This is a genomic window from Bradyrhizobium sp. YR681 (genome assembly GCF_000282615.1).
Lineage (GTDB): Bacteria > Pseudomonadota > Alphaproteobacteria > Rhizobiales > Xanthobacteraceae > Bradyrhizobium.
Map to the genome: position 1 here is coordinate 1 of NZ_AKIY01000215.1, position 14,114 is coordinate 14,114.

The 14,114-nt window shown below is 65.6% G+C and carries 5 protein-coding genes; 2 read left to right on the plus strand and 3 right to left on the minus strand.

Annotation, left to right across the window (positions count from 1 at the left end; all coding sequences use genetic code 11):
• Both PMI42_RS22330 and PMI42_RS22335 read left to right on the plus strand, forming a co-directional pair.
• On the plus strand, window positions 1-10,254 hold a 10,254-nt coding region (locus PMI42_RS22330), incomplete at its 5' end, for a beta strand repeat-containing protein (protein WP_008138217.1).
• Between the two features lie 11 nt (window positions 10,255-10,265).
• Window positions 10,266-11,954, plus strand: coding sequence for a ShlB/FhaC/HecB family hemolysin secretion/activation protein (locus PMI42_RS22335; protein ID WP_008138218.1), 1,689 nt, complete (start codon window positions 10,266-10,268; stop codon window positions 11,952-11,954).
• A 126-nt stretch (window positions 11,955-12,080) separates the two neighbouring features.
• Here the strand turns inward: PMI42_RS22335 and bluB are convergent, their stop codons facing one another.
• The 3 genes from bluB to cobU are packed head-to-tail and all read right to left on the minus strand — an operon-like array spanning window position 12,081 to window position 14,000.
• Window positions 12,081-12,713, minus strand: a complete 633-nt coding sequence (gene bluB, locus PMI42_RS22340; protein WP_008138219.1) for a 5,6-dimethylbenzimidazole synthase — start codon at window positions 12,711-12,713, stop codon at window positions 12,081-12,083.
• 4 nt (window positions 12,714-12,717) lie between these two features.
• Complete coding sequence (gene cobS / locus PMI42_RS22345; RefSeq protein WP_008138220.1) at window positions 12,718-13,500, minus strand: adenosylcobinamide-GDP ribazoletransferase; 783 nt, start codon at window positions 13,498-13,500, stop codon at window positions 12,718-12,720.
• Complete coding sequence (cobU, locus tag PMI42_RS22350) at window positions 13,497-14,000, minus strand: bifunctional adenosylcobinamide kinase/adenosylcobinamide-phosphate guanylyltransferase (RefSeq protein ID WP_008138221.1); 504 nt, start codon at window positions 13,998-14,000, stop codon at window positions 13,497-13,499. The genes cobS and cobU overlap by 4 nt, the downstream gene beginning before the upstream one ends.
• Between the last annotated feature and the right edge of the window lie 114 nt (window positions 14,001-14,114).

A 14,114-nucleotide genomic window follows, 5' to 3' on the forward strand; every position in this document is an offset into this window, starting at 1 on the left:
AACGTCAACGCGCTCAGCACCAAGGGGGTGCTGTCCTACGCGGTCCCCGCCGGCATCGGCGGCAGCGTCGGCATCGGCGCGACCGTCGGCGTCATCATCATCGGTACCAACACCGCCGATGCCGACACCCAGGGCCAGCAGACCGGCCAACTCAATCAGAACGGCAACGGCACCATCGCGTCCGTGAACAACGGCACCAACAACGCGCAGGGCAGCAACGCGGTCGCGAGCGGCACGGCCGGCAATCCGAACAGTGCCAACGTGACGTCGACCTACGACGTCAGCAACGTGCTGAGCGGCGGCAACGACGTCGTGGTCGCGCAGATCGCGGGCGGCAACGTCACGGGCTCGCAGGTCAATGTCTCGGCGACCAGCGCGAATGCGGCCAAGATGTATCTGCTCGGCGCGGGCTTTGCCAAGAATGTCGGCATCGGTGCCGGCATCGGCTACACCAGCGTCAACAGTACCGTGGTGGCCAATCTGAGCGACTACGGACGCAACGGCTCCGGCGTGCTGGTGGCCGCAGATACGCCTTTGGCCGTCACGGCACCGATCGTCACCGTTGCGGCGGTCGTCAAGGACGCGGCCACCGGACCTTATGCCGGCAAGACCATCGACACCGAGGCGATCGCCGGCGGTGCGGCGCTTTATTTCGGTGCGCAGGCGGCGGTGGCGGTCGGCAATGTCAGCAACTCCGTGGTGGCGATGCTCGGCGGCCAGATCACCGGCGCGAGCGGCACCGGCAATGGTGTCGCCGTCATGGCGCAGGATTCGACGACCCAGGTGGTCTTCACCGGCGGTGTCACCGGCGGTGCCGTGGCTGTCGGTGCGTCGGTCGCAACGGCAAGCCGAACGAGCTCGGTCGCAGCACGGGTTCTGAACGGCTCCGCCGTCAACGTCGCGACCCTGGCAGTGGGCGCAAGCGGCGCCGGCACGCTGACGACGACGTCCACCGCCCTCGGCGGCGGTATCGTCGCGGGCGTCGGCGCGGATGCGGAGGCCCACGAAAACTCGTCCGTGCTGGCGGAGATCGGCAGCAGTGCCTCGATCACGACGTCAGCGACCGGCGCCGGCACGCTGGTGTCGGCGTCGATCACGCCCGATCTGTCGAGCGAGGCGATTGGCGTCTCGGTCGGCGGCGCCGCCGTCGGCGTCGCCATCGCCAAGTCCACGGTCGGCGCCACGGTGACGGCGGACGTCGGCGACAATGTCAGCTTCTCGGGAGGTGCGCTGGCGGTGACCGCCATGGCGCTGGTTCCGACCAGCGGCACGACGACCTGGGCCAAGGCGCTCGCCGGCGGCGGCGGCTCGCTGATCGGCGCGCAGGGCAGCCTGGCCATAGCGTCCGAGAACGCGACGGTGAACGCCTATGGCGGCACGGGAATTGTGCTGCCGAACGCCAACGTCACCATCGCGGCCGAAAACGACAGCGCCCAATATGCCGAGGCGACCGGCCTTTCGACCGGATTTCTGGCACTCGGCGCCACTGTCGCGCAGACCTCGTCGAGTGCCCACACCTATGCCTATCTGGGTGCGCCGGCAGACATGGATGCGCTGAACCACGGCGCCTACACCGGCATCCTCCGGATCACGGCGACCGGCACCGACACCAATGTCTCCAACGCAATGGTCGGCGCGGGCGGCACCTATGCCGGTGCGGCAGCGGTGGCCACGACCAGCTCGACCGCCGTGACCAACGCACGGTTCGACGGCGGTACGGCGGACGACACGCTCTATTTCGGCGGCCTCCGCATCAATGCCATCCACACCACGAATTACGCCGCGAGCGGCGACGCCTACCAGGCGTCGACGGCCGGCGTGTCCGCCGGCAAGGCGCAGAACGACGTCGACTCGACCACGACTGCCGAGATCGGAACGCATCTGATCATCAACTCGGCGGGCGGCAACATGGTCGTCATCGCCAACGACATCGTCAACCAGGGCGGCGGCGGCGCGCGCTCCGGCTCCGGCGGCTCGTTCTCGGGCGCTGCCGCGCTCAGCACCTCGACCGTCACGCAGACCGTCAACACCAATATCGGCGCCGGCACGGTGCTGAGCCTCAACGACGATCCGCTCACGTCGGTGGCCTTCATCAATATCGAGGCCTACAACACGCTGAACACCAACGACACGGCGAGCCTGGCCACGGCCAGCTTCTTCGCCGGCGGCGGCGCCGAATCCAACATGACCGCGAATGCCACGCTCGCGGTCAACATCAATGCCCGCGAGCTGTTCAGCGCCGGCAAGATCTATATCGGCACGGCGGCGAAGATGGCGGCGGCGAACAACGCCAATGCCAGCCTCTATGGCGCGATCGCGGGCGTCGGCGCCAGCACCAACACCTGGGTGCACGCCAACCAGTCGGTCAATGTCGGCGACAACGCGAAGATCGTGGCTTGGCGCGACATCAACATCTATGCGGGCCTTGCCGGTGACGGCTCAGTCTTCAGCAGTGTGCAGGCGACGGCGACGACGGTCGTCTACAACAATACCGCCATCCCGATCTCTACGCTCTACCGTGGCACGGCCAATGCCGACGACACGACCAGCCTGACGCTGGCCCCGACCTCGAGCATCCTCGGCGCGCGCGACATCTATCTGGGCGCAACGCAGGGGCAGGTCACCGCGGCCGGCAACGGCAGCAACTACAATCCGTATCTGGATATCTTCAGCGCCAAGAACAGCGACAACCACAGCCACACCAGCGGAACCGGCGACGTCGCGCTCAACGGTCTGGTGGTCGCGGGCATCAACAACGATTTGACCATCACGATCGAGCTCGGCGCGAGCACGCCGACGCTGAGCACGACCAGTCCCTACTCGTCGCTGACGAACGGCTCGTCGTCGGTCCTTGAATATGTTTCCGACGTCGATCACTTCAATCCGACAATGAGCTGGAACCACCAGACAGTCCAGTACACCATCGTCGGCAACTTCAATCCCTACCAACTGGTGGTCAACCAACTGGCGACGCTCACCGGTCTGACCGCGGCGCAGGTCCGCTCGCAACTCGCGGCGGCGACGCCGACGTCGCCCGCCACGATGTCGCCTTCCGGTACCGATCCGACCGGCGACATCCAGCGCCAGATCGACACCTTGATCAAGCAGGCGCCCTTCACTTCCGACGCGCCCGGCAACGCCTTCGCGTTCGGCGACATGCTGGTGTCGGCCGGCAACGTTTCGATCCTGGCGCAGAAGTTGACCGGAAACAGCGGCACGAACCCGGCGGCCCCCGCGGTCATCGCGCGCAGTTCGCCACTGATCAAGATCGAGAACAAGGGCCTCGACTTCATGAGCCTGGCCAACCTCACGGTCACCGATGTGACCGGAGGCAACATCACCTACCGCCAGATCGACCATGTCGACCCGGATTCGCAGTCCAATGTGACCTTCACCGCGATGCCGAGCGCGACGCCGGTCATCGACATCTCGGCCACCTACAACCGCCTCGATCCCGACAGCGGCCAGGGCATCGACCAGAACGGCAACGTACTGATCCGCACGCCAGACATCTATTTCAACGGCGCCGTCAACAACGGCAACGGCCTGCTCAAAGTCGTCAACAATCTCGGCAGCGTCGTCGCATCGCAGTCACTCAGCGCCGCAACCGTCCAGATCGTGGTGCCCAAAGGCACGTTTACCTTCCTCGGCGGTATCGGGAGCTTCTACGACAGCAGCAGCGCGGTCACCTCGCAATGGGAGACCACCGAAAACAGGCCGGAGGACGCGCTGACGGCGGTGATGACGGCGGCGACCTATCTCGGCGCCTACGGCGCCTACGAGACCGCGCCGCATATCGGTTCGGGAGGCGATCACCCGTATTTCTATTATTGCTGCGCCAGCGGCAGTAGCGGCATCTATGCGCCGGTCGGCAACGCCGACGCCAGCACGATCTTCACGGCGCGCATGCTGATGACGTTTTACGACGGCGTCTCGCTCTATTCGTCGATCTTCCTGCCGACGGGCTCGGGTGCGCCCGGCAATGGCAATCCCAACGCGGGCAGCGTGCCGAGCGTCGCCACGCTCCAGCAGATCGAGGGGCCGACCACTCAGGTCATCTCGACTGCGCCATGGGAGAAAACGACCTATGACGGGCGAAATGTCTACGCGGATAGCGGTCCGTACAAGACGCCGTTTAATTGTTCGGGATGCTCGGCCTTCTTCCAGGTCATCAACATCCAGCCGGATGCAATCACGGCGAAGACCGCGAATACGCCGGCGACCGCGACGGCGACCCGGACCATCACCGGCCAGGCGGTCATCATCTCGGCGTCGGTGATCAATATTAACGGCACTATCCAGGCCGGCTCGAGCAGCAATTACTCGGTCAACATCGGCGCGGATGCGTTGCAGCAGGTCACGAATCTCAAGAACAACAGCGCCGCTTTTGCGCAGGCCCAGGCCAACGCGCAGAACGGCAGCTATGTCGAAATCTCAGGGGTCAATCTGACCACGTCAGGCGCCGGCGATACGAAGATCGGCGTGAGATACAACGCTCTCACCGACCAGTTCATCCTGAACGGCGTGGTGCAGGGTGCGGGCGGTTACGTCTACCTGAATGGCAAGATCATCTCGACCTCGACCGACAGCACCCAGACCCAGGGCAACATCGAGATCAAGGGCGGTGCCGGCACGATCACGGTCAACAACACGACCGGGCTTGCGCTTGTCACCAACACCATCAACACCGGTGCCAGCGCCCAGAGCGTGGTCGAGATCGTCGACCAGCTCAAAGGCAAGACGACGTGGTGGGTCTACGATCCCAAGGCCGCGAGCAACCAGCAGGTGTCGCGCTACGAGGTCAACAGCGTCACTGCGGCCGCGATCGACCCGTCGATGCTCACCGCCAGGACCGGCACGGCAGGAATCCAGTACGCGACAAAGGAGAACATGCTCTATCAGTGGGTCGACACCGCGACGCTGGATCGTCCGACCACCAGCACGCAGTTCGACTACGGCTGGGCCTTCACGCCCAATCAGGCCACCGGAGAGAACTGGACCCGCACCACCAGTCTGGTTTCGGGCACGCAGAGCACCAATTACCAGAAGGTCACCACCGCCACGGGCAGCTATCACTGGGCGGGGGGTGTGAATCCGGACGGGTCCCCCGTTGGACTCAACACTCACGTGGAAAAGTGTTGTGGCGCGGACGCCCAGTTCAACTGGTACCAGGCGATCTATGATCACCTGACGCTCACGCTGACCAACACGGTCAAGGCGTCGAATCCGATCAATATCAAGTTCACCGGCGGCGGAAGCAGTGACGTCGTGGTCAATTCGACTTCCGGCATCGTCATCAACGGGTCGATCAACAACCTTCAGGGCACGACGACGCTTAGCGCCACCGGCGCCAACTCGTCGATCACGGTCGGCGCCAATGCCAACAATCCGGTGATCTCGGGAACGAGCGTGACGCTTCGGGGTGACGGCGGCATCGGCACGCTCGGCACCACCAAGGCTCCCGTCCAGGTGCAGATCTATGGCGGCAGCCTGACCGCCAGCTCGATCGACCGCGACATCGCGATCTCCGCGATCGGCGCGCTGTCGATCAACCAGGTGAAGGTGAATTCGGCGGGCGCCACGCCGCAGGGCAACGTCTTCCTGTCGGCGACCGGCGACATCAACTCGGCGTCGGCCTACAACGTCGCCACGCCCGTCGTGATCGGCAAGAACATCGAGATCAACTCCACCTCGGGCGCGATCGGTGCGACGAGCGCCGTCGTCAACGGCGCGTCGACCCTGACCAACATCAATCCGCTGGTGATCCAGGCGACGGGGACGGTTCAGGCGAGCGGCGCCGTCGATGGCGGCGTTCTCGACAGCGCTTCGGCGACCGGCACCTACATCGTCCAGTCCAAGGGCGATCTGCGCCTCGGCACGATCCAGTCGACCGGCGGCCCGGTGTTCCTGGAGGCTGCCGGCGCCGACGGCAACCAGGCCAGCATCCTGAACGGCCGGGCGGCGGTTGGCCTGACCCAGGCGCAGAGCGATCATCTTCAGAGCGTTTGGGCGAGCCTCGACCTGCTCAGCGGCAACGCCGCCACCAATGCGGTCAACAGCTACCAGTCGATGGTGACGTCAGCCTACAACGACTACTTCCAGCTCAAGAACATCGCGTTCCAGGACGGCAGCACCTACAATCCGACCTCGGTGGGGTTGACGGTGCTGCGAGCGCAGGTGGCGGCCAAGCTCGGCATCGATCCTGCCAACGTCTCGACGACGGACATGAAGGTCGAGGCCACCACGCGGTTCCTGCGGGACCAGTTCCTGCTCGGCAAGATCAGCACCGCCGAGCTCAAGAGCTCATTGACCACGCTGCTCGGAAGCGCGCCTGCGGATCCGCTGGCGACGGTGTTCGGCAGCTCGCTCTCGACGACCCTGTTCACCAAGCTGTTTGACGGCGTGACGACGGATCAGCAGTTCCTGCCGACCAACGCCGCGCTCCAGGCCGCCCTGCAACCGGGCCACTTCAGCGCGAATTACAGCTACACGCTCGCATCGACCGAGCGGGTCTACAACATCATCACCGCGGGCTCGCAGTGGACGCAGAGCCAGCTCGCCTACACGGTGTCGTCGTCGGCCGTCGGCGCGGCGCCGCCGCCGATCGACGAGAACGTCGTGGCCAATGTCAGCGCCAACCAGATCATGCTCTACGCGCCGCGCGGCTCGGTCGGCAATTCGGCCGCGCCTCAGACCTTCACCTTCACCAGCGTCGATTCCTCGTCGCTGACGCCGGAGCAGAGGGGCTTGCTCGCCACCGCCGGTCCCGGCCAGCTCACCGTCGGCGCGGTCACGGATCCGACGACCCATGTCACGACCTACACGGTCAGCCTGTCGCAGCAGAACCTCGTCGTCGTCGACAACCCGATCGCGATTTCGGCCAAGGCGCTGACGAATGTCTATCTCGGCAGCAAGAACAGCCTCGCACTCGGTGGCATCACCGCCAATTACGGCCCGATCGCGGCCGCGCAGGCCAATGGCATCCAGGTGACCGGCCGCGGCGACGTCAAGCTCGACGCCGTCAATAGCATCTCCAACAATGCGGGCGGGGCGGTGATCTCGGGTGATATCGGCAACCTGACCCTGATCGCCGAGCACGGCAATGTCGGCGCTCCCGCGGGAACCGCCGGAAGCAATCCCGCGAACAATGCAAACGCGCTGCAGATCGCCTTCGCAGATCCGTCCAACGACCAGCTCGACCAGGTTTCGTCGGCGCAGGGCATCTACCTGAAGCAGACCACCGGCGATCTCATCCTCGGCAACATCGCCGCCGGCAATGCGATCCAGCTCGCCGCGGCCGGCAGCATCTACGCCGAAGCCGGCTTCACCGACCGGTCGGCGATCCACATCCTGGGCGCCGACCTCGATCTGCGCGCCGGCGGCAGCATCGGCTTCAACGGCTCGACCTTCCAGCCGCTGCAGGTGAATATCTCCGGCGCGGTGACCGGTTCGGCGGTCGGCGACCTCAGCATCCTCGCGGTCACCGGCGATCTCATGGTTGGTACGAGCGGCCCCTATGGAACGCTGACGGCTGGCGGCGCGCTGACGCTGAATGCTGCGCGCGGCGGGCTCACCGTCAATGCCGACATCACCAGCGGCGGCCTGATGCAGCTGCTCGCCAACCGCGGCATGAGTTTCGCGGCCGGCACCAGCGCTGCGCCGGTGGTTGCGACCAGCGGCTCAAACGGCGTGACGCTGGTGGCAGCGACGCTGTCGATGGGTGCCTATTCCGCGATCAACGCGCCCGGACTGATCTCGGTGACCACGACCGGCGATGCGACGATCGGCCAGCTGAATTCGTCGCTCTCCTACGCCGCCGCCTCGAATACCCCGTCGATCGTCGTCACCGCCGGCGGCGTCGCCTCACTCGGCGCGATCATCGACAATGGCGACGGCCAGACCAAGTTCCTCGTGTCCGGTGCCGGCGCCGAAGTGTCGCTGAGTGCATCGAACGGCATCGGCAGCGCGGCGAGCCGGTTCACCACCAACGCCACGCGGCTGTCGGCCAGCGCGAGCGCCGGCAGCATCTATCTGAAGGCGCTGACCGATGCCGAGGCGAGCCTGTTGTCGGCGGTGAAGGGCAGCGTGGATATCCTCGGCACCGGCGGCCTGACGCTCGACCAGGTGCTGGCAGGCACGGCGGCCGGCGCCAGCGGTAGCTTCAGTGCCGTCGCAAACAACGGCAGCATCGTCATCGGCACCGCCGACAGCAGCGGTTCGCAGACGGTCCGTGCCAGCCAGAACGTGACGTTCAAGTCGCTCACGACGACCGGAAATGCCGGCGACGCCGGCAACATCAACGTCACCGCCGACAACGGTTTCATTCTGGCGCAGACGGTGATTTCGGGCGGCGTGACCACGCTGGGCTCGGTCTCGGCGCATGGTTCGGCGACGCTGCTGGCTGCCACCACCATCACCGGCAACACGCTTGCCGCCACGACCGGCTCGGCGATGCTGACCGCGACCGGCCCGATCGACTGGAACACGCTCAACACCGGGACGACGCTTGGCGCGACGGCAAGCCAGGGCAGCATCACGTTCCAGACCGCGCAGAGCGGCGGCACGCAGACCATCCGCGCCCACGACAATGTGACGTTCAACGCGCTGACGACCACGGGCATCGCAGGCGATGCCGGCAGCATCAACGTCACCGCCGACAACGGCTTCATCCTGGCGCAGACCGCGACGTCTGGCGGGGTGACGAGCCAGGGGTCGGTCTCGGCCAACGGCTCGGCGTCGCTGCTTGCCGCAACCACGATCACCGGCAACACGCTCGCCGCCACGACCGGCGCGGGCCTGCTGACCGCGAGCGGTCCGGTCAACTGGAACGTCCTCAATGTCGGGACGACGCTGGGCGTGACGTCGAGCCAGGGCAGCATCGCCTTCCAGACCGCGCAGAGCGGCGGCACGCAGACCATCCACGCCCATGACAACGTGACGTTCAACGCGCTGACGACCACCGGCATCACCGGCGATGCCGGCAGCATCAACGTCAACGCCGACAACGGTTTCATCCTGGCGCAGACGTTGATATCAGGCGGCGTGCCGACGCTCGGCTCGGTCTCGGCGCACGGTTCGGCAAGGCTGATCGCAGCGGGCGCCAACACCGGTCATAACCTCATGGCCACCACCGGCAACGCGGTCCTGAGCGGCACGGTCGTTCGTTGGGATAATCTCACCGCGGGCGGCACGCTCGACGTCACCGCGACGGCAGGCGGTATCACTGTCGGCACCGCCATCAGCGGCGGCACCCAGACCCTGCATGCCGTGAACGACATCGTCTTCAGCCAGCTCACCACGACGGGTATCCCGGGCGACGCCGGCGACCTCAACGTCAAGTCCGACACGGGTTCGCTCCGCGGCGGATCGATCACCGCCAACGGCGAGACGCGTTTCGATGTGGCCGGGTCGGTCTCGTTCGACCGGGTCAGCGGCGACATCGTCAAGATGACGTCCTCGGGCGACCTGACGATCAACTGGGTCAGCGTCGTGAGGGAGCTCGACCTCGCGGCCGACACGATCAACGTCAAGGGCGAGCAGATCCGCTCGAATCCGTCGATCCCGCTGATCCTGAACATCACCGGCTATAACGGCGGCGTCGCGAAGTCCGCCAACGTCTCGATCGACCCGGACAGCATCATCATCAACCAGCTCAGGGTGGTGGACGCGAACATCTTCACCGACGCACACGCGGTCACGGTCCTGAACGGCTACGTCCCGGGCCAGCTGATGCTCACCACGGCGACCCAGCAGGTGCTGCTCAACAACCGCACGCCGGCACCGTCCAACTGGCCGACGCTCCAGCTCTACCAGCCGGGCGGGGTGTTCACGATGGCCCAGATCGGCAACGCCAATGTCACCAATGCCTATGTGGTGCTCTACACCGGCGACGTCTCGGCGAGCGTGACCAATTACGGGCCGGGCCACACCTGCTGCTACGGCTTCACCGGCGCCAGCATGGTACGCAACATCCCGGTGGACGGTGAGGGCAAGGAGACCATCGAGACCTGGCTCGCGAAGAAGGATGCAGGGACGTTCTACCTGCTCGGTCTCTCCGGCAAGGCGCGGCTCGACGCGCTGCTGACGCCGCGTCCGGTCGAGACCATCGGCGCCGGTCCCGCTGTCAACATCGAGGGACTGAGCGACCTGCGCAAGCTGCGCCGCCAGGGGCAGCGGACCGGTCGTCCGGGTTGGAAGGACGCCTCTGTTGAGACGGCGAAGCCGGCCGTGGGCCGTCTCGCACAGGCATGGTAACGGGAGCCGGGATGCGGATTTGGGGGGCAGTGTTGGGGGTCGGGCTTGCAGCTTGCTGCATCGAATCCGCTCGCGCCCAGTCGATCAATCCCGGCGTGATCCAGAACGACGTTGATCGTCAACGCCGCCAGCTCGAACAGCAGAGTGCGCCGCCCAAGCTCAACGGCCCGGCGGTGATCGGCGGCGAGCGGGAAAAGTCCCAGCTGCTGAAGCCGGGCGGACCGAAATTCCGCCTGCGCAAGGTCGAGTTCGACCAGTCCAAGTTCATCACGCCGGCGGAGCTGGACGAGATCGCCAGGAAATATGTCGGCAAGAATGTCGATATCGCCGCGCTGTTGCAACTCGTCGCCGACATCAACGCCATCTACACCGATCGCGGCATCGTCACCGGCATCGCGACGCTCCCGGACCAGGACGCCAAGGGCGGCGTGGTCAAGATCAAGCTGACCGAGGGCCGGCTCCAGAAGACGAGCATCGAAGGCAACAAGCAGACTCGCACCGACTATATCCTTCAACGCGTGAAAGAGCCTGAAGGCGAGGTTCTCGACGTTCCAAAGCTCAATCGCGACGTGATCTGGTTCAACCGGACCAACGACGTGCAGATCAAGGCGTTGCTCCAGCCCGGCACGAGTTTCGGCCTCACCGATCTCCAGTTCGCGGTGATCGAGCCGCCGGTCGATACCTTGCAGCTCTTCACCGACAACCAGGGCTCCGAGAACACCGGGCGCTGGGAAGGCGGGGCCTTCTACAAGCGCCACGGCCTGTTCGGCGTCGACGATCGCCTGACCTTCTATGGCGTGCGCTCCGACGGCAATCTCAACGGCAACGTCGCCTATAGCGTTCCGGTCAATCCCTGGGGCGGCCGCGTCGGCGTCAGTTATACCGAAGGCAAGATCAAGATCGTCCAGGGTCCGTTCGTTGCGCTCGACGTCACCGGGCGCTCAAGCCAGGCCGCGATTAATTTCAGCCAGCCGCTCTGGGTGACGCAGGATTGGCTGGTATTGTTCAACGCCGCCGAGACCGAGGGCAAGACGGTCAGCCGTTTCGCCACGGTTTCAGTCACCGACGATCATTACGACAAGGCGACGGCCGGCGTCTCGGTGACAAAGTCCGGCAACGCCTATTCGATCACGGTTTCGCCGGCAGTGAACTACATCGAGTGGCAAGACCACGTGCTCGGCAACAACCGCACGTTCAACACCTATACCGGCTCGCTGATCGCGACCAGCGCCGCGGGGCCGGCGAATTTCAGCACCAATGTGCTGGCAAGCTGGCAATACACGCAGGAGAAGCTGCTGCCGGGCGACCAGATCTTCTCGATCGGCGGTCCGACCACCGTGCGCGGCTATCCGACCAATTCCGCATCCGGCGACAGCGGCTATTATTTCAACGCCGAGCTGCACTACAACTGGTCGTCCTGGCTCAAGGGTTTCGACACCTACATCTTCACCGATTGGGGAGCGGTGTATTCGACCTTCCCCGGCGTCACTGAACTCGCCTCTGTCGGCGTCGGCTTCTCCTGGACCTACGCGCCGTGCATGACGTTCGAGGCGAATTACGCGACGCCGCTGAAGATGGCGGTCTCGACCCAGAACCATTACGAGGCCTATGGCCGCGTCATCTTCCGGCCGCTGCTGATGTTCCAGAAACCGGAAAGCCCGGCGCCCGTGGCGGCGGTTGCGGGGAAGAGCAAGTCGTAGCGGCGGATTGCCTTTCTCTCCGTCGTCATTGCGAGCGCAGCGAAGCAATCCAGAATCTTTCCGCGGAGGGACTCTGGATTGCTTCGTCGCTTCACTCCTCGCAATGGCGCAGGATGGTGCGGCGTGCTAACGTCGCAGCGTAAACTCCTCCGCGCCGCGCCGGTGCTCCCATTTCGCCTGCTCCAGCTCGGGCTGGTCGCATTCGACTTCCGGATAGCCGATGCAGAGATAAGCGATGAATTTCCAGGATCTTGGCACGTCGAGCACGGCGTGAATGCGATCCGGGTTCAGGATCGACACCCAGCCGAGCCCGATGCCTTCCGCGCGCGCGGCGAGCCACATCGCGGTGATGGCGGCGACCACGGAATATTCCGTCGTCTCCGGCATGGTGGCGCGGCCGAGGCCATGGCCGATGTCGCTGGCCTTGTCCGCGAACACGGCGAGGTGGCCGGGCGCTTGTTCGAGTCCCGACAGTTTAAGGGTGGCGTAGCGCGCGGCCCGCTCGTCGGAATAGCAGTTCAGCGCATCGGCGTTGCAGACCCTGAAGTCGTCAATCACGGCGCGACGCCTTACCTCGTCATCGACGATGACAAAGCGCCAGGGCTGGCTGAGTCCGACGGACGGTGAGAGGCAGGCCGTCTCGATCAGGCGAGGAACGGCGCCGTCCGGCAGCGGATCGCTCCGAAAGCGGCGGACATCGCGGCGCCACACGAACAGCTCGCGCAATTGCCGGCGGAAGGTGTCGTCGAACGCGACCAAGAGATCAGCCTCCCATCCGGAAGGATGCCGCCACCAGCAGGATCAGGATTTCGCCGGTCTGCTCGAACGCGCCCAGGATGTCGCCGGTCTGTCCGCCGATCTGGCGGATCGCGAGACGCGCCAGCGTGAAGCCGGCAATCGACAGCAGGATCAGGCCGACAAGCGCCTTGCCCGGCCCGAGCGCAAGAACAAGCGCCAATGTTCCAACGGCGAAGGCGATGGCCACGCTGCGGCCAGGCGGAGCGCCGGCGCTTGCAGAGAGGCCATCGGGCCGGGCCGGCGGCACCAGCGACATGAAGGCGGGCACGCCCGCGCGCGCAGCAGTGTGCGCGGCGCACAGTGCGAGCGCGACGGCCCAGGGATTGGCGATCGCCGCGAGCGCGCTCCAGCGCAGGCCGAATGACAGGATCAGCGCGCAGACGCCGTAAGTGCCGATCCGGCTGTCGCGCATGATCTCGAGCTTGTGCTCACGCGTACGACCGCCGCCGAGCCCGTCGGCGGTATCGGCAAGCCCGTCCTCGTGCAGTGCGCCGGTGATGAGGGCGGTCGCGGCGAGAGCGAGCAGGGCGGCGAGGTTTGGCGTCAGTCCGAGCCGGCTGGCGATCTTGTAGACCAACGCGCCGGCAAGGCCGACCATCAGACCCGCGACCGGCAGCGCCCAGGTCGCCCGCGCGACGGCGCCGTCGGCCGCCGGCTTCGACGATGCGACAGGGAGGATCGTGATGAACGATGCCGCCATCCTGAGATCGGCAATGATGTCCTTGAGAAGCTCGGTGCGCGGCATCATTTCAATTTCATCGGAAGGCCTGCGACGACGAACTCGACCTCGTCGGCAACGGCGGCGATGGTCTGGTTCATGATCCCGGCGGCATCGCGATAGCTGCGCGCCAGCGCATTGTCGGGCACGATGCCGAGGCCGACCTCGTTGGTCACGAAGACGACGGGGCTCTTCAGGTCGGGCAGGGCGTCGGCAAGTTTTGTCACCTCGCGTTCCCAGTCGCGCTCGGCATGCATCAGGTTGGAGAGCCACAGCGTCAGGCAATCGACCAGCCTTGCCCCGCCACCGTCGCTTGCGAGCAGCGCGGGCACGAGATCGAGCGGCACCTCCCGCTCGATCCAGTCGGTTCCGCGGCGCGCGCGATGCTTGGTGATGCGCGCGTCCATTTCGGCATCGAGCGCCTCGGCCGTCGCGACATAGACGGGCTGCCCGGGGAAGGCGCGCGTGCGCGTTTCCGCACGCTTGCTCTTGCCCGATCGCGCTCCGCCCGTGATCAAGATGACGGTCATAAGGGTCTCCTGTGGGCCTGACTAATCACCAAACGCGGCCAAAGACAAAGCCGAAATCAGGCGGCGAGGGGCTTGCGCTTGGCGCTCGCTTTGAGCAACAGGGGCGGGACAGGA

What these genes read in the sequence shown, in the direction of transcription:
- PMI42_RS22335 (WP_008138218.1), top strand. Translation starts at nt 10,266, where the DNA reads ATGCGGATTTGGGGGGCAGTGTTGGGGGTCGGGCTTGCAGCTTGCTGC.
- cobS (WP_008138220.1), bottom strand. Translation starts at nt 13,500, where the DNA reads ATGATGCCGCGCACCGAGCTTCTCAAGGACATCATTGCCGATCTCAGG.
- cobU (WP_008138221.1), bottom strand. Translation starts at nt 14,000, where the DNA reads ATGACCGTCATCTTGATCACGGGCGGAGCGCGATCGGGCAAGAGCAAG.